This is a genomic window from Streptomyces griseobrunneus, from assembly GCF_046713465.1.
Lineage (GTDB): Bacteria > Actinomycetota > Actinomycetes > Streptomycetales > Streptomycetaceae > Streptomyces > Streptomyces microflavus.
Map to the genome: position 1 here is coordinate 7,005,140 of NZ_CP177080.1, position 14,886 is coordinate 7,020,025.

General features: G+C 71.0%; 17 protein-coding genes and 1 pseudogene. 10 read left to right on the top strand and 8 right to left on the bottom strand.

Translation table 11 applies throughout. The features are described from left to right. Window positions 1–182 precede the first annotated feature (182 nt). Window positions 183–962: a CPBP family intramembrane glutamic endopeptidase gene (locus ACK8N7_RS31905; protein ID WP_403219575.1), complete on the top strand. Its 780-nt coding sequence runs from the start codon at window positions 183–185 to the stop codon at window positions 960–962. A 51-nt stretch (window positions 963–1,013) separates the two neighbouring features. Here the strand turns inward: ACK8N7_RS31905 and ACK8N7_RS31910 are convergent, their stop codons facing one another. The 4 genes and pseudogenes from ACK8N7_RS31910 to ACK8N7_RS31925 form a co-directional block, all read right to left on the bottom strand. Further along, on the bottom strand, window positions 1,014–1,835 hold the full coding sequence (locus tag ACK8N7_RS31910) for a PhzF family phenazine biosynthesis protein (RefSeq protein WP_403219572.1): 822 nt from the start codon (window positions 1,833–1,835) through the stop codon (window positions 1,014–1,016). 113 nt (window positions 1,836–1,948) lie between these two features. Beyond that, window positions 1,949–2,221, bottom strand: a complete 273-nt coding sequence (locus ACK8N7_RS31915; protein WP_403219570.1) for a hypothetical protein — start codon at window positions 2,219–2,221, stop codon at window positions 1,949–1,951. After that, complete coding sequence (locus ACK8N7_RS31920; protein WP_403219567.1) at window positions 2,178–2,429, bottom strand: DUF6400 family protein; 252 nt, start codon at window positions 2,427–2,429, stop codon at window positions 2,178–2,180. Before ACK8N7_RS31920 ends, ACK8N7_RS31915 begins: the two co-directional genes overlap by 44 nt. A 97-nt stretch (window positions 2,430–2,526) precedes the next feature. Next, window positions 2,527–2,898, bottom strand: a pseudogene (locus tag ACK8N7_RS31925) (transposase); the annotation flags it as partial. 115 nt (window positions 2,899–3,013) lie between these two features. Between ACK8N7_RS31925 and ACK8N7_RS31930 the strand changes: the two are divergent. The 4 genes from ACK8N7_RS31930 (at window position 3,014) to ACK8N7_RS31945 (ending at window position 6,403) form a co-directional block, all read left to right on the top strand. After that, window positions 3,014–4,324, top strand: coding sequence for a PP2C family protein-serine/threonine phosphatase (locus ACK8N7_RS31930; RefSeq protein ID WP_500444673.1), 1,311 nt, complete (start codon window positions 3,014–3,016; stop codon window positions 4,322–4,324). A gap of 33 nt (window positions 4,325–4,357) precedes the next feature. After that, window positions 4,358–4,705 (top strand): hypothetical protein, encoded by a 348-nt coding sequence (locus tag ACK8N7_RS31935; RefSeq protein WP_403219990.1) that lies wholly within the window; start codon window positions 4,358–4,360, stop codon window positions 4,703–4,705. 233 nt (window positions 4,706–4,938) lie between these two features. Beyond that, on the top strand, window positions 4,939–5,334 hold the full coding sequence (locus ACK8N7_RS31940; protein WP_500444674.1) for a lipocalin/fatty-acid binding family protein: 396 nt from the start codon (window positions 4,939–4,941) through the stop codon (window positions 5,332–5,334). A gap of 73 nt (window positions 5,335–5,407) precedes the next feature. Then, a complete protein-coding gene (locus ACK8N7_RS31945) occupies window positions 5,408–6,403 on the top strand; it encodes an IS5 family transposase (RefSeq protein ID WP_500444675.1) in 996 nt (331 codons plus the stop codon). Between the two features lie 151 nt (window positions 6,404–6,554). On the opposite strand, the gene ACK8N7_RS31950 is transcribed toward ACK8N7_RS31945, so the two are convergent. Together ACK8N7_RS31950 and ACK8N7_RS31955 are read right to left on the bottom strand one after the other, a co-directional pair. Further along, window positions 6,555–7,862 (bottom strand): MFS transporter, encoded by a 1,308-nt coding sequence (locus ACK8N7_RS31950; RefSeq protein WP_403215826.1) that lies wholly within the window; start codon window positions 7,860–7,862, stop codon window positions 6,555–6,557. 410 nt (window positions 7,863–8,272) lie between these two features. Then, window positions 8,273–9,178, bottom strand: coding sequence for a saccharopine dehydrogenase (locus ACK8N7_RS31955; RefSeq protein ID WP_403215828.1), 906 nt, complete (start codon window positions 9,176–9,178; stop codon window positions 8,273–8,275). Here ACK8N7_RS31955 and ACK8N7_RS31960 point away from each other — a divergent pair. Together ACK8N7_RS31960 and ACK8N7_RS31965 are read left to right on the top strand one after the other, a co-directional pair. Further along, on the top strand, window positions 9,168–9,758 hold the full coding sequence (locus ACK8N7_RS31960) for a TetR/AcrR family transcriptional regulator (RefSeq protein WP_403215830.1): 591 nt from the start codon (window positions 9,168–9,170) through the stop codon (window positions 9,756–9,758). The genes ACK8N7_RS31955 and ACK8N7_RS31960 overlap by 11 nt on opposite strands. A gap of 676 nt (window positions 9,759–10,434) precedes the next feature. Next, a complete protein-coding gene (locus ACK8N7_RS31965; protein WP_403215832.1) occupies window positions 10,435–11,055 on the top strand; it encodes a PadR family transcriptional regulator in 621 nt (206 codons plus the stop codon). Between the two features lie 73 nt (window positions 11,056–11,128). Here ACK8N7_RS31965 and ACK8N7_RS31970 read toward each other — a convergent pair whose 3' ends face one another. After that, entirely contained in the window at window positions 11,129–11,566 is a 438-nt protein-coding gene (locus ACK8N7_RS31970; RefSeq protein WP_403215834.1) for a type II toxin-antitoxin system Rv0910 family toxin, read from the bottom strand. Between the two features lie 62 nt (window positions 11,567–11,628). Next, a complete protein-coding gene (locus ACK8N7_RS31975) occupies window positions 11,629–11,841 on the bottom strand; it encodes a hypothetical protein (RefSeq protein WP_403215836.1) in 213 nt (70 codons plus the stop codon). 255 nt (window positions 11,842–12,096) lie between these two features. Between ACK8N7_RS31975 and ACK8N7_RS31980 the strand changes: the two genes are divergently transcribed. The 3 genes from ACK8N7_RS31980 to ACK8N7_RS31990 all read left to right on the top strand — a co-directional run bounded on the left by ACK8N7_RS31980 (window position 12,097) and on the right by ACK8N7_RS31990 (window position 14,870). Continuing rightward, on the top strand, window positions 12,097–12,639 hold the full coding sequence (locus ACK8N7_RS31980) for a Clp protease N-terminal domain-containing protein (RefSeq protein WP_403215838.1): 543 nt from the start codon (window positions 12,097–12,099) through the stop codon (window positions 12,637–12,639). A gap of 78 nt (window positions 12,640–12,717) precedes the next feature. Further along, the gene (locus ACK8N7_RS31985; protein WP_403215840.1) at window positions 12,718–13,743 is read left to right on the top strand and encodes an EamA family transporter; all 1,026 of its coding nucleotides are present in this window, start codon (window positions 12,718–12,720) and stop codon (window positions 13,741–13,743) included. A gap of 161 nt (window positions 13,744–13,904) precedes the next feature. Further along, window positions 13,905–14,870 carry a DMT family transporter gene (locus ACK8N7_RS31990; protein ID WP_403215842.1) on the top strand — a complete coding sequence of 322 codons (966 nt, stop codon included), beginning with the start codon at window positions 13,905–13,907 and terminating at the stop codon, window positions 14,868–14,870. Window positions 14,871–14,886 lie beyond the last annotated feature (16 nt).

A 14,886-nucleotide genomic window follows, 5' to 3' on the forward strand; every position in this document is an offset into this window, starting at 1 on the left:
CCTGAAGACGAACGATGAACGATGAACAAGGAAAAGGGGGACCTCACCATCGGCGATGGTGGTCGTCCCCCGGCTTGTCGCGCATGATCTTCGTACCCGCATTCGAGACCCTAGCGGGACGGTGGGTGGGATGAGACGCGATTGCAGAACAAAAGGCAGGTGTACCGGTGGAGGTGGGGCGCGTGGCTGATTCTTATCCTCAAGAGGGCGCATCACGAAGGATCTTGCGGTCGGAGACCGTGCTGGTCCTGGCGCTCTCGCTGGGCGCGAGTGCGTTGTCCGCGCTCATCAGTTTTGTCGGATCGCTGACAAAACCGGGGGGTTTGAAGGATCAGGCGGCGACGCTGAACGGTTCGTACGCCCCCGGCCGTCCATGGCTGGATCTGGCTTGGCAAATGTTCGGAATCGCAACGGCCCTGGTGCCGGTCGCCCTGGTGGCGCACCTGCTGATCAGGGAAGGGGCGAGCCTGCGGACCATCGGATTCGACCGCACCAGGCCGTGGTTCGACCTCGGTCGCGGGACCCTGGTCGCGGCCGGCATCGGCAGCGCCGGGCTCGCCTTCTACCTGGTGGCCAGGGCGAGCGGGTTCAACCTCACCGTCGTCCCGGAGTCGCTGCCCGACGTCTGGTGGAAGTTCCCCGTACTGATCCTCTCCGCGGCGCAGAACTCCGTGGTCGAGGAGGTCATCGTGGTCGCCTACCTGCTGCGGAGGCTGGACCAGCTGGGCTGGACACCTATGGCCTCGCTCGCGGCCAGCTCCGTGCTGCGCGGCTCGTACCACCTGTACCAGGGGATCGGCGGCTTCATCGGCAACCTGGTGATGGGCGTCGTCTTCGTGCTGCTGTACCGGCGCTGGGGGCGGGTGGGGCCGCTGGTCGTCGCCCATACGCTGCTCGACATCGGGGCGTTCGTCGGGTACGCGCTGCTCGCCGGGAGGGTGGACTGGCTGCCGACGCCTTGAGGAGGGGCGGGGCTTCCTGCGTGTGGCTTCGCAGGACGCCCCGCAGGACGATCAGAAGGCTGTGAGCAGCTCCCCGTCGATGACGGTGACCGCCGTGCCCGTCAGCAGGGTGCGCCCGCCGCGCAGTGCCGTGCGTACGAGGCCCGAGCGGGCGGACGCCTGCAGACCGGTGAGGTCGTCCCGGCCGAACCGGGCCGACCAGAACGGGGCCAGCGCGGTGTGGGCGCTGCCGGTCACCGGGTCCTCGTCGATGCCGACCCCGGGGAAGAAGCCGCGCGAGACGAAGTCGTAGCCGTGGGCGGGGTCCTCGGCGGCGGCCGTGGCGATGATGCCGCGCCGCGAGTGGGCCACGAGGGCGGCGAAGTCCGGGGCGAGAGCCCGTACGGTCGCCTCGTCGCGGAGCTCGACGAGCAGGTCGCCGATGTGCTCACCGGTGTCGTGGACCGAGACCGGCTCCGCCCCCAGCGCCTCGGCGAGCCCGGGCGGCGCGGTCTCCTCGCGGAGCGGGGCGGTGGGGAAGTCGAGGGTGAGGGTGCCGTCCGGGTGGGCGGTGGAGGTGAGGATCCCGCAGCGCGCGGTGAAACGTACGGTGCCGGTGGCCCGCCCCGTGGTCTGCAGGACGTGCGCGGTGGCGAGCGTGGCGTGCCCGCACATGTCGACCTCGGTCGCCGGGGTGAACCAGCGCAGCGCCCAATCGGCCTCGCCGCCCGGTGGCAGCGGGTGGGCGAAGGCCGTCTCGGAGAGGTTGACCTCGGTGGCGATCTCCTGGAGCCGTTCGGCGTCAGGGAAGGCGGCGGATTCCAGCAGGAGGACACCTGCGGGGTTGCCGGAGAAGGGGCGGTCGGTGAACGCGTCGACGATACGAATCCTCATGGGGCGACCGTAGAACGCCCGCGCGGCGACGGACCAAGGCCAATCCGGGGTTCCTGGCCCCCGTGCCGGTGGTCCCGGCCGGATGGGGCCGGGTCCGGGCGCGCGTCGGCGGTTCAGGGGCAGGGGGCGCTGCCGTTGCGGCGGGGGAGGCCGGGCCGGGTGTCGTGCGACCAGGTGTGGGTGCAGCCGGGGCACTGGAGGTGCAGGACCGGACCGTCGTTGGCGATCAGATAGCGCCAGTGCTCGCCGCAGGTGCGGCGGTCCGCGCAGGTCACGCAGTGGCGGGCGTCGTCGCAGGCGGGGCAGGCCAGCCAGGCTCGGTGGGCGATGTCCGCCTGCGGATCAATGGGCAGCCGCGCGGCCCGGATCCCCGTCCGGAAGGACACCGGCGGCCACCAGCCGGTCGTAGGTGCGCTGCTGGTCGGCGTCCAGGCCCGAGTAGAGCAGGGCGTAGGCCTCGTCCTCGCCGCGGAGGGCGGCCATCGGGTCCCAGTCTGGCCCGAGCGCGGCGACGACCGCGGCCCGTCGCCGTGCTTCCTCGAAGGTCAGGTCGATCGTGAAGGGGACGAGCTCGGCGGTCCTGTCCTGATTCATGGCTGCGCTTCCGGGTGTGAGGGGTGAAACCTCACCATCTGTACCAGGCCTCCGGGGCGGCAGCGAAGGGTGACCTAGGGCGCGTATTGAGTCGTGATCATGTGTCTCGGGCGAGGTCTTTGATCCAGATCATGGAGGCCCGGAGGTGGAGTCCGGCTTGGTAGCTCTCGGGGGTCTTGTCGTAGCGGGTCGCGATGCCACGCCAGGCTTTCATCTTGTTGATCAGGCGCTCGACGGTGTTCCTCGACTTGTAGAGCTCGGCGTCGTGGCTGACCGGCCGGCCGCCTCGGCGGCCCTTCTTCTTCCGGTTGGCAGCCTGGTCCTTCTTCTCCGGGATGACCGCCTTGATCTGCCGTTTGCGCAGGTAGGCGCGGTTGCCGCGGGAGGACGCCTTGTCCCCGGCGACCGCGTCCGGACGGGTGCGGGGGCGTCCGGACGGGCCCCGGACCCGGACTTTGCGCAGGACGGGGCGGCCCGGGACGGGCACGTGATCGACCTGTACTGTCCTGTCAGATCACTTGACGCTGTCAGTGGGTCCAGATGACCCCGCCGGGGCGCCAAACAAGGACGGAAGCAGCGCGATGATGACGTCCAAGGAAACCGCGTACGCCAAGGGCGGCCTGCCACAGGCGGTATTCGATCCGGCACGCCTCGCGGCGGTGGCGGCCAGCGGGCTGCTCGACACCGCGCCGGAGGGAACCTTCGACGATCTCGCCAGGCTCGCGATGGCGATCACGGGGGCGCCGAAGGCGTTCTTCACCGTCGCCGACGGGCGCCGCTCGTTCTGGAAGAGCGCGATGGGCATGGACCCCGGTAGGGCGCGGGAGAACGATATTCGCGACAGCCCGTGCCATATCCTGGTCGGCACCGGGCAGCCGCTCATCGCGGAAGACGCACTCACCGACGCCAGGATCAAGGATCTCCCGGCCATCGGCGCCCTGAGCATCGGGGCGTGGGCGGGCTTCCCCGTCGTCTCGCCCGACGGGCACGTCCTGGGCGGGTTCTGCGTCGTCGACCACAAGGCGCGCCCCTTCATTCCCACGCAGATAGACGCCCTGCGGACGCTGGCCCGGTCGGTGTCCTCCGAGATCGCCCTGCGCCACGCCCTGCGCGAGGCCCGCGCCTCCGCGGACGCCTCCGCCGCACTGGCCCGCACCCTCCAGGACAGCCTCCTGCCGCCGCGCCTGCCCGACACCCCCGGCGTGGACGTCGCCGCCGTGCACCTGCCGGCCGACGCCACCGGCGCGGCCGGGGCCGATGTCGTCGGTGACTTCTACGACCTGTTCCACACCCAGGGCGACACCTGGACCGCCATCATGGGCGACGTGTGCGGCAAGGGCATCGACGCCGCGAAAGTCACCGCCCTGGCCCGCTACACCGTGCGTGCCGAAGCCACTCAGCACCCCAGCCCCGCCGCGGTGCTCCACCGCCTGCACCAGGCACTGACGGACCAGAAGATCAGCGACCGCTTCCTCACCGCGGCCCTCCTCACCTTCCACCCTGCCACCGACGGCCCGGGCATCAGCGGGATGTACGCCAGTGCCGGGCACCCGCCCGCCCTCATCCGCCGGGCCGACGGCACCGTTGACGAGCTGAACGCAGCGGGCATGCTCCTCAGCCCACTGCTCCCCGCCAACCTCGACCACCACCACGAGACCGCCTTCCAGCTCCGCCCGGGCGATGCCCTGTTGCTGTACACCGACGGCATCACCGAGGCCCGCAGCGCCGACAAGGGGCCCCTGTTCGGCGACGACCGCCTCGCCGACGTCCTGGCCTCCACCCACGGCCTCGATGCCACCGCCACCTTGGACCACCTGTGGCGCGAAGCCTCCCGTCACGCTGGCGGACACGCTGTCGACGACACCGCCCTGATGCTCCTGCGCATCGCGCCCTGACCGCACCACTCACACACCCGGCCCGGAGAGCAGATGAACACCACTGCCGTCCCCGTAACTGACCTGACCGAGCACGCGCCCGACCGGCCCGGCCAGGCGCGGGCCGCGCTCATCCGCCGCCAGGTCGACGCCCTGCTCACCGAGCTGGAGCACCACGACCCGCACACCCAGCTCACCACTCTCGCCGACCTGCGGGCCACTCTCGACCAGACCCTGACGCATACCCTTGTCGCCGCCATGGCCCATGCCCGCCAGGAAGGCTGGGGCCTGCGCCGCATCGCCACCGCCTCCCACTGCTCCCATGAACAGGTCCGCACTCTGCTCGCCCAGCACGCCCACCAACCGGCGCCCCCACCACCGACGCGGCTTTCCGGGCCATAGCTTCCCGACGGTCGTCAGGCCGATCACCTGTGCTAGAAGCGCATGATCACCGGCCTAGCGTTAACCGCTGTACCGCTGTTCCAAGCGCCGCGTCCAGGCCCACCGGCGCGCCGCCGAAGCCCGGAAAGGGGACGGATGAAAACGGACCGCGCCCCTTCTGGGGTCTGTAGCCTTCGGGCAACTTGACCTGTTCCGAAGCAAGTTGAACTTCACAACAATTGAAGGGGGGCCCCATGGCGCTCGAATCGGGCAGGTGGGAAATGATCACCGAGCAGAACTACGATGCCTTCCTCAAGGCCGTCAATGTCGGCATGATCCAGCGCACCCTGGCTGCGAAGGAAAAGCCCACTGAGGTGCTGACGATCACGGACGACCGGTGGGAGCTGACCGTCCAGACGGCGCTGAATACCTACAAGCAGTCCTTCGTCCTCGGCGAGCCCACCGACTTCGGGGGCGACGCGGGGCAGACCGGGACGGTCACGGTCTCCAGGGACTTGGACACCCTGACCGAGGTCCGGACGACGACGGGTGGCCAGTCCACTGTGGTCAAGAAGTACACCTCGTACGGAATGGAAGCCACCTTCACCGCGGGCGGCGTGATGGCCACCCGCGTGTACAAGCGCCTCTAGGGCGCGTATCCAGTCGTGATCAACTTGCCGGATTCGCCCTCGTGTCGAGGGCGTATCCGGTAGACCGTCTTGTATGACACGGGCGCAACTGACGTATAAGGAGTGGGAGTTCATCGGGCCGTATTTGCCTATCGGTGAGTACGGGCCGTATCCCGAGCGGCTGCGGCAGCAGTTCGAGGGCGTGATCTGGCGGTTCGGAACGGGTGGGCAGTGGCGGGAGATGCCGGCCGAGTTCGGGCCTTGGCCGACCGTCCACAACCGTTTCCGTCAGTGGCGGGACGCGGGCGTCTTCGAGGCCCTGCTGGAGGGCCTGATCGCCGAGGCCGCGAAGCGGTGCGAGGTGGATCTCTCGCTGGTCAGCGTGGACTCCACCACCGTCCGGGCCCACCACGACGGTGCCGGGATGCACCTGGATGACGAGGTCCTGACCGCCTTGGAGAAGGCCGCCGCCGAGACGGAGAAGGCCCGGCAAAAGGGGGCGCTTCGGAGGGACAAGACAGGCAGAGCGCCGGAAGCGGGCCCGCGCGAGAAGAGCGGAGGCGTATCCGGCGCCGGCACAGTCCGGCTGAAGGCCGGCCTGTTCGGGCGGTCGCGGGGCGGGCAGACCAGCAAGGTCCACCTCGCCGCCGAGCGGAAGTGCCGCCCGCTGGCGATCGTCCTGACCGCAGGACAAGCCGCCGACAGCCCCCAGTTCATTCCCGTCCTGCGCAAAGTCCGGGTCCGGGGCCCGTCCGGCCGCCCCCGCACCCGTCCGGACGCGGTCGCCGGGGACAAGGCGTCCTCCCGCGGCAACCGCGCCTACCTGCGCAAACGGCAGATCAAGGCGGTCATCCCGGAGAAGAAGGACCAGGCTGCCAACCGGAAGAAGAAGGGCCGCCGAGGCGGCCGGCCGGTCAGCCACGACGCCGAGCTCTACAAGTCGAGGAACACCGTCGAGCGCCTGATCAACAAGATGAAAGCCTGGCGTGGCATCGCGACCCGCTACGACAAGACCCCCGAGAGCTACCAAGCCGGACTCCACCTCCGGGCCTCCATGATCTGGATCAAAGACCTCGCCCGAGACACATGATCACGACTCAATACGCGCCCTAGTCGCCCGGCCGGGAGCCGGCTCCGCCTTCCCGGCGGTGTGTTCCCGGATCGGCGGGCGAGGGTGGGCGGTTGTGGATACGGGGTGTGACGGGGGCGGCCCCGGCCCGCGCGCGGCCTTGTGGCGCACGTCATAGCGGGAGCCTCCGGCCCAGGCGGACGAGCGGGGACGCGGCCATCACCGCCGGGGACAGCATCATGCCCACGGCCGTCACCAGGAGACTGGTGCGCAGCCCCCACTCCTGCGCGAGGGCGCCGCCGAGCAGCGAGCCGAGCGGGGTGAACCCCATGCCGACAAAGGTGATCGTCGCGGCCACGCGGCCCTGCATCCCGTCCGGGGTGACGGCCTGCCGTACCGACATGACCGTGACGTTCACCAGCTGGCCGAAGGTCCCGAACACGAAGTTGACCGCCAGGAGTGCGGCCACCGTCACCGCCGAGGAGCCGTACAGGGCGGGCACCCACAGCAGCGCCCCGTTACCGAGCACCGCGGCGGACACGAGGACCACGCCATGGCCGTACCGGCCCGGCAGACGCGCGGCCAGGACCGAGCCGAGGAGCGCGCCCGGGCCGGTCGCCGCGAGGGCCAGGCCGACGGTGGCGCCCGTCAGGTGCAGTTCGCGCGGGAGGAAGAGCAGGTAGACGGTCATCAGGGCCGCGAAGGAGAACTGGAAGGCGGCCGAGGCGAGGCACACGGCCCGCAGCAGGGCATGCCCGGCGACGAAGCGAAGCCCCTCACGGATCGGCTGCCGGACCCGTGGGGAACGTTCCGGACGCTCCGCGACCGGTGTGGCGCGGCCGGGTACGGCCTCGGCCCGGCGGATCCGCCGCAGGGACACGAACGACACCGCGAAGAAGAACGCGCCGGAGGCGGCGGCGACCGGCGCCGACAGCAGCGACACCAACGCGCCGCCGAGAGCGGGGCCGCCGATCTGCGCGGCGGACCGGCTGCCCTCCAGCGCACTGTTGCCCTGCATGAGCTGATCGCGCCTCACCAGCCGTACGAGGGAAGCCTGATAGGCCACGTCGAAGAGGACGGACAGCGCGCCGACGGTGAAGGCGACGACGAACAGCGTGGGGAGCCCGAGGAGCCCGAGGAGACCGGCCACGGCGGCCGCGCCCAGCGCCACGGCCCGGGCGGCGTCCGTCAGCACCATCACCGTGCGGGCCCGCCACCGGTCCACCCACGCGCCCGCGAGGAGGGAGAGCAACAGGATGGGCGCCTGCCCCACGGCACGGAGGGCGCCCAACTGGCCGGCGCCGGCGTCGAGGGTCAGGACGGCGAAGAGCGGCAGAACGACGAGCGTCGTGTGTTCGCCGAGCTGGGAGGCCGTCTGGCCCGCCCAGAGTCTGCGGAAGTCGGCGTCCCGCCATACGGAGGAGGAAGCAGCAGAAGAGGACGAAGCGGAGGCGGGGGAAGCGGATGAGGGGGACGGCACAGAAACCCCTGGGGTCGCCGGAACGAGGACCGCCCGCCCGGCGCGCGGAGGCGCGCCCGGGCTTCGGGCGGGGAAATGGGCTCGCTGTGCCGCGATCTCAGAGGCAGCACGCGATGACGGGCCGGTCTCGGCCTACGACGTCAACGCGCGCTCGGGCGACCGGGAATGCCTCACCGCTTCCCTCGTGGGTGACTCACCGCCCCGAACGCCGGCCTCGGTCTTTCACCCGGGTCGGGGCGGCCAGTTCCGCCGTTCATGCGAAATGACCTCTGAGTGGGGACGATGAACCTTGTCGAGTGGTTCTGTCGGTCCGGGTGGAAGGCATCTCCTGCGTGAAGGCTATCGGCCGCGTTAACCGCACGGCGTATCGCCTTGGGGGACAGGGCGTCGGGGTCGGCTTGGCCGGGTGTTCAGCTGTCGCCGGGTGCGTCGACGAAGGTGGCGCCGATCTCCGTCATCCGCTCGGCCGCGTAGGCCGGGTCGATCAGGGCTTCAGGGGTGTGGATGCCCGGCGGGACGGCTTCGCCACGCAGACCGAGCTGCCGCTCGACACCGAGGGCGATGCCGAGTGCGGTCAGGGGGCGCTGTCCTGCCCGGTGGACGAGGTAACGGCTTGCGCTGAGCGGTGCACCCGTCGGGCCCACTCCTTCGAGGTCGATCCGGATCTCGATGGAAGCGGGGTCGCCGCGGCGCCTGGCCGCAGATTCACCGACGGCCATGTCGAAGCGGACGTTCGGTGCGCCGGTCGCCAGGGCGAGGCTCGGTACGTCGAGGATGGCGATGCTCCGGCCGGGCAGGACGACGCCGTCGGTACTGGGCACATCCGCCTGGGCGTCGGGGCCGTCGACCCAGGTGAAGACGCCGTCACGGCGCACCGTCCCCGCCGTGGTGGCGGTGGACCACCGCTCCAGATCCGCTGTTCCCACGGGTCCGCCGGTGTCCGACTCGTCCAGTACGGCGCCGGTCCGGATGGTGTCGACCCGGTGGAACTCCCGGGCTGATTCCAGCGTCGCGAGGACGACGATGCCGGCGCAGAAGTGGCTGGCCACCAGGATCGGCGAGGTGCTTGCCCGCTGTGCGCCCGCGACGACTTCCGGTGCGATCTCCACAAGGCCGCTGGAGATGCTGAGGTAGGGCAACCCGTGGTCCTGCGCGTAGTGGAGCCCGTTCAGGTGGTCGTCCCACAGTGCGGCGACCACTGCCGAGTAGCTGTGCTCGGCCGGGAGGCCGAGATCGCTGCGCCGCAGGTCGATGGTCACGGCTGTTGCGGCGCCGAGTTCGTCGGCCACCCGCTGTGCGCGGTCGATGGCCACCACCTCGACCCGCCTGTCCAAGCAGGCCAGGCGGGAGCAGCTGCTCAACACCGCCGTGACGATCGTGCGAACCCAGGGCGCCGACAGCCTGACTCTGGTCACCCTCGCGGAGGCGGCCGGGGTGAGCAGGCCGATCGTGTACGACCACTTCGGCACTCGCCCCGGGCTGCTGCCCGCGCTCTACCGACGCCTCGACGGACGTCACCGAGCCGCGATCGCGGAGGCGGTGCGGGAGGCCGCGCCCACCGCTGACGAGGTCGCACGCGTCATCAGCGCCGCGTACTTCGCCTGCGCCACGGACATGCCGGAACTCGGCGCCATTTCCGCCGCGCTGAAGGGAAATCCGGAGATGGAGGCGATCCGGCGCGAGATGCTCGGCAGTTGCACCGACCTGATGGCCGCCGCGCTGCTACCGCACTCCGGCCTCGCACCCGAAGTCCTCCGGCTTCGATGCGTCGGAATGCTGAGCGCGGCCGAGGCAGTTGCCGCCGAGCTGAACCAAGGACGGGCATCCGCCGACGACGCGGTCACCGCACTGACCGACCTGATCATGGGCGGCCTCAACGCCCGGACCGACCGTTGAGCCCCAGGGCTTCTAGCCCCAGGGCTTCGCTCGGGGCGAGGCCGTTCGTGGTGCCGTAGACGCGAAAGTACCTTCTGAGCAGGTGCCCATGGCCCGGGCGCCGATGAGCCTTCCCGGCGAGGACGAACCGACGCCCGCAGCCACTCGCTTGCCGGTGGACAGGCCGTCCGCCCGTCACCCTCAGAAGGTGCCGAAGAAGCGGTGCCACCAACTGGGGCGCTCCACGTGGTGGTGCAGCCGGCTCGGACCGTCGTAGGTGCTCCAGGAGCTCTTCGGGAAGGACCGGATAGCCGAGATCGCCCAGGGCCCGATCGGCCTTGCAGAGATCACCTGGGTCCAGTTCGCCTGCGGTTGGCGCCTCTTCGGTATCCGTGTCCCACGGACTGTTGCTGCTGCGGGCGCAGTGACGCGTCCCTACTCGCTGGAGTCCTGAGTGTCCTGCTCGGTGGCGCACCGGCATGCGAAGTCACCCTCCAGTCGCGTTGTCCGTTGCCATTCAACTCGGCCGCCCGAACGTGCTCCGGTGGCCGTTCGGTCGTCGCTGTGGAACTGAGGCGGTGACCGGCTCCACCGCCGAAGGACCGGCGTGGTCCATCACGGCGATGCCTTGCCAGGCGATAGATTCCGATATATCGTTGACGCATCGCGACAGATCGACGATGGAAGGAGCGTAGCGATGCGTTCACACGGATACGAGCATGAGCATGAGCACGGACCGGGGCATTACGGGCCCGGTCATCACGGTCGGGGCGGTCGAGGAGGTCTCGATGGACGCCGGGCAGCCTTCGGGCCGTTCGGGCCGCCGTTCGGCGGGGGTCCCTTCGGTGGTGGGCGTGGCCGGGGTGGAGGGCGGGGCAGGGCGCGGCGCGGTGATGTGCGCGCGTCGATCCTGGCCCTGCTGAAGGACCGGTCGATGCACGGGTACGAGATGATCCAGGAGATCGGCGAGCGCAGTGGCGGGGCCTGGAAGCCCAGCCCCGGCTCGGTCTACCCGACGCTTCAGCTGCTGGAGGACGAGGGGCTGATCATCAGCGCGAGCGAGGGCGGCAAGAAGCTGTTCACGCTCACCGACTCCGGGCGCGGTGAGGCCGAGTCCGGCCCCGAGGCTCCCTGGGAGGAGGCCGGGCGCGGTGCGGACTGGGAGGGCGTGAATGAGATCCGGCAGGCCGGATTCGGGCTGATGGAGGCGTTCGGGCAGGTCTGGAAGACCGGCTCGGCCGATCAGCGGAAGAAGGCGCTGGCCGTCATCAACGACGCCCGTAAGAAGCTCTACCTGATTCTCGCCGACGAGCACTGAGCAGGTGGTCGCCGGCCGGCGCGAAAGGGGCCCCGCTCCCGGCGGGGCCCCTTTCACGTCCGTGCGGTGAGGGTCAGGGCGTGACCAGGCCGTCGAGCTTCCGCAGGGACTCCTGGAGCGCCGCCGTCGCGGAGTCCTTGAGTTTGCCGCCCATCAGCGAGACCGCCGCGCCGGTGAACTCGCCCTCGATGCGCACCGCGGTGGCATCTCCGTCCGGGGACGCCGTCAGGGCGTAGCGCATGGCGAGGTTGACCCCCATCGGGCCCTTGCCCCGGGTCGTCAGCAGCCGGCCGTCCTCCAGTTCGTCGACCGTCCAGGTCACTTCGGCGGGGAAGCCCATGAGCTTCATGTTCTCCTCATAGGTGGCCCCGAGCTCCAGGGTGGCCGGGCCGCCCTTGGGGAAGCTGGTGTGGGTGGCGTTCCACTCGCCGTACGACGAGAAGTCCGTCAGTTGCGCCCAGACCTTCTCGGCGGGTGCTTCGATGCGTGCCTCCGCGCTGACTTCGGCCATGCGACCACCCCTGGTTCGTCCGGTTACGGTGCTGCGGAACGTAACGGCAGCGGGGTGAACCTTCAATACTGATGCACCGTCAGATGTGCTGGGGTCGCCGGGTTCCGCCAGATCTCCGCCGCGTCGAAACGGTCCGACGCGCGTGGGTGCGGGCCCTCGTCGTGGCAGTGGAAAGCGGCCCAGAACAGATCGGCGGGCAGGGCGTCGTCCGGTGCGTATACGCGGTAGACGTACTGCATCCCGTCCTGGGCGAGCAGAGCGACCATCCAGAACACCCGTGGTTCCCTCCGCCCGGAGCCGGTGCGTGCTGTTGCGTGCTGTGGAGTGAGTGACGTACGGGCAGGGGGTGGCGGTTGCCCGGGGGGGTGCGGCGCCAACCGGCGCGCCCCCCTGCGGGCGATGGTTGTACGCCGTGGCGCGATCTCATCCGCAGGGATGAGTGGTCGCTCCGGTGTGCCCAACTTGGGTGGGACGCGTGAATGGGTCGCTCCGCCGATGCTTCGCCGCCCGGGGACTGATGGGGTGGAGATGTGCAAAACCGGACGCCGCGGATCCCCGAACAGCCCGCCCCCAACCCCGTCGGACCCGACGCCAGATTCACCGTCGAACTGGCCTCGGTGGTGACGGGTGCGCGCAGGCGTGCGCTGCGGGACGGTGACCGGCAGATCGACACCGCCCACCTTCTGCACTCCCTCATCGAGAGCGACCCCGAGGTCCGCGAGGCCTTCGACGGCGGACCGCGGCTGGCGAAGGTGCTCGGCTACCTCGTGCAGCGCAGCATCGGTTACGGGCTCCGCTGGCAGGGGTCGGTGGAGGACTCCGGGGCCGTTCCCGTCCTGCGGGACCCCGCCGCGGAGGGGTGGTCGCCGTCGGCCGTCACCGCGATGGAGGACGCACTGCACCGGGCCGGGCTGCGTGGGGAGCCGCGCGCCGGTGGGCTCGATCTCCTCGCCGCGCTGGCCGCCGACGGGGAGTGCCGCGCGGTGGAGGTCCTGGCGCGCGCGGGCGTGGACGCGCGGTGGCTGTCGGGGCGTGCGGCGGAGCGTACGGCCGAGGCGTCTCGGCAGGTGTGACGGCGCGGCGTACGGCCGCAGTGTCTCGACAGGTGTCACAGAGGTGACGGTGCTGTCGGCTGCTGTCATGATGTGCCGATGCACGCGTCTCGGGGTACTCAGAAACGTAGCGCCGGCCTGGGGCTCGCCCTGCTTTCGGCCTTCGCCTTCGGCGGCTCGGGGGTAGCCGCCAAGCCGCTCATCGAGGCGGGGCTCGACCCGCTGCACGTGGTGTGGCTCCGGGTGACGGGCGCCGCAGTCATCATGCTGCCGATCGCCTGGCGCCACCGGAACCTCGTCCGCGAGCGGCCCGCCCTGCTCGCCGGGTTCGGGCTCTTCGCCGTGGCCGGTGTGCAGGCCTGCTACTTCGCCGCGATCTCCCGCATCCCGGTCGGTGTCGCGCTCCTCGTCGAGTATCTGGCCCCCGCTCTCGTCCTGGCCTGGGTCCGGTTCGTCCAGCGCAGGCCCGTCACCCGGGCAGCGGCGCTCGGCGTGGTCCTGGCGGTCGGCGGCCTCGCCTGTGTGGTCGAGGTCTGGGCCGGGCTCGGCTTCGACGCCCTCGGGCTGCTGCTCGCCCTCGGTGCCGCCTGCTGCCAGGTGGGCTACTTCGTCCTCTCCGACCACGGCGGCCAGGAGGGCAAGGGCGACGACGGCCGGCGCGTCGAACCTCCGCACCCGCTCGGCGTCATCGCGTACGGACTGATCGTCGGAGCCCTTGTCCTGACTGTTGTCGCGCGCCCATGGGGCATGGACTGGTCGCTGCTCGGCGGGACCGCGGGCATGAACGGCAACGGGGTCCCCGCCTGGCTGCTGCTCGGCTGGATCGTGCTGATCGCCACGGTGCTCGCGTACGCCACTGGCGTCGTCTCCGTCCGGATGCTCTCGCCGCAGGTGGCCGGGGTCGTCGCCTGCCTGGAGGCGGTCATCGCGACCGTGCTGGCCTGGGTGCTGCTCGGCGAGCACCTCTCCGCCCCGCAGCTCATCGGCGGCTTCGTCGTCCTGACCGGCGCGTTCATCGCGCAGTCGGCCGCCCCGAAACCGCCGTCGGGGCCCGTCGCCGCAGGTGGGGGCGCGGCGGCCGCCGTCACGGAGGGCGGGTTGTCCGCCGGGCGGGCCTCGCATTAGTGTGCCGGTCATGCATCTGACTGTGCTTCCGCCGCCTGCCGCCTAGCGCGGGCGGCCACTCCTGACGAAGACCGGGCTCGGGCAGTCCCCGAGCGGTTCGTCGCTGCCCGCATGCGGAGTCGAGCGACCACCATCCCGTCTTCCTCCTCTGGAGCGGTCATATGTCTGTTCCCGTTGTTCCCGCGCTGCCCGTCGGGCGGAGCCTGCTGTATCTCGTCATCGCCGGAGTCGCCTGGGGGACCGCCGGTGCGGCCGCCTCGCTGATCTTCCGGGTCAGCGATCTCGGTCCCCTAGCCCTGTCCTTCTGGCGCTGCGCCGGCGGCCTCGTCCTGCTGGCGGGGGCGCTCGTCGTACGTCCCCGGCGCGCACCCCGGCAGCCCGAGCCCCGGCGTCGCCGGCTGCTGCGCATCCTCGGCACGGGGGTCGGTCTCACCGTGTTCCAGAGCGCGTACTTCGCGGCCGTCGAGGTCACCGGCCTCGCGGTGGGCACCGTCGTCACGCTCGGTGCCGGGCCCGTCCTGATCGCCGTGGGCGCACGGCTGATGCTCGGCGAACACCTCGGCCGGGGCGGCTTGGCCGCCGTGACCGGGGCGCTGACCGGTCTGGCCGTGCTGGTCCTGGGCGGCGAGGGCGGCGACGTGGTCCCGGCCGGGGTGCTGTTCGCGCTGCTCTCCGCCGCCGGATACGCGGCGATCACCCTGCTCACCCGGTGGCTCGGGCGGGACGGCGGCGGCGGTGACGCGCTGGCCACCAGCGCCTGGGCGTTCGGCATCGGGGCGGTGGGGCTGCTGCCCATGGCCGTGGCCGAGGGCCTCGTGCCGCACACCGCCGAGACGGGACAGGTGCTGTGGCTGCTCGTCTACGTGGCGGCGGTGCCCACCGCGCTCGCGTACGCGCTGTACTTCGCCGGGGCCGCCGCCGTCCGCTCGGCCACCGTCTCCGTCATCATGCTTCTGGAGCCGGTGAGCGCCGCGCTCATCGCGGTGACCGTCCTGCGGGAGCGCCTGACGGCGGCCACCGTCGTCGGAACGCTGCTCCTCCTGGCCGCCGTGGCCGGGCTGGCCCTGGCCGAGGCGCGGGGCGCCGCGGTCACGCGCCGGCGGGAGGCCGAGCCGGTGGCGGTGTAGCGGGCAGGGGCCTGGA

What these genes read in the sequence shown, in the direction of transcription:
- ACK8N7_RS31910 (WP_403219572.1), bottom strand. Translation starts at nt 1,835, where the DNA reads ATGAGGATTCGTATCGTCGACGCGTTCACCGACCGCCCCTTCTCCGGC.
- ACK8N7_RS31920 (WP_403219567.1), bottom strand. Translation starts at nt 2,429, where the DNA reads ATGAATCAGGACAGGACCGCCGAGCTCGTCCCCTTCACGATCGACCTG.
- ACK8N7_RS31930 (WP_500444673.1), top strand. Translation starts at nt 3,014, where the DNA reads ATGACGTCCAAGGAAACCGCGTACGCCAAGGGCGGCCTGCCACAGGCG.
- ACK8N7_RS31935 (WP_403219990.1), top strand. Translation starts at nt 4,358, where the DNA reads ATGAACACCACTGCCGTCCCCGTAACTGACCTGACCGAGCACGCGCCC.
- ACK8N7_RS31940 (WP_500444674.1), top strand. Translation starts at nt 4,939, where the DNA reads ATGGCGCTCGAATCGGGCAGGTGGGAAATGATCACCGAGCAGAACTAC.
- ACK8N7_RS31945 (WP_500444675.1), top strand. Translation starts at nt 5,408, where the DNA reads ATGACACGGGCGCAACTGACGTATAAGGAGTGGGAGTTCATCGGGCCG.
- ACK8N7_RS31960 (WP_403215830.1), top strand. Translation starts at nt 9,168, where the DNA reads ATGGCCACCACCTCGACCCGCCTGTCCAAGCAGGCCAGGCGGGAGCAG.
- ACK8N7_RS31965 (WP_403215832.1), top strand. Translation starts at nt 10,435, where the DNA reads ATGCGTTCACACGGATACGAGCATGAGCATGAGCACGGACCGGGGCAT.
- ACK8N7_RS31970 (WP_403215834.1), bottom strand. Translation starts at nt 11,566, where the DNA reads ATGGCCGAAGTCAGCGCGGAGGCACGCATCGAAGCACCCGCCGAGAAG.
- ACK8N7_RS31985 (WP_403215840.1), top strand. Translation starts at nt 12,718, where the DNA reads ATGCACGCGTCTCGGGGTACTCAGAAACGTAGCGCCGGCCTGGGGCTC.
- ACK8N7_RS31990 (WP_403215842.1), top strand. Translation starts at nt 13,905, where the DNA reads ATGTCTGTTCCCGTTGTTCCCGCGCTGCCCGTCGGGCGGAGCCTGCTG.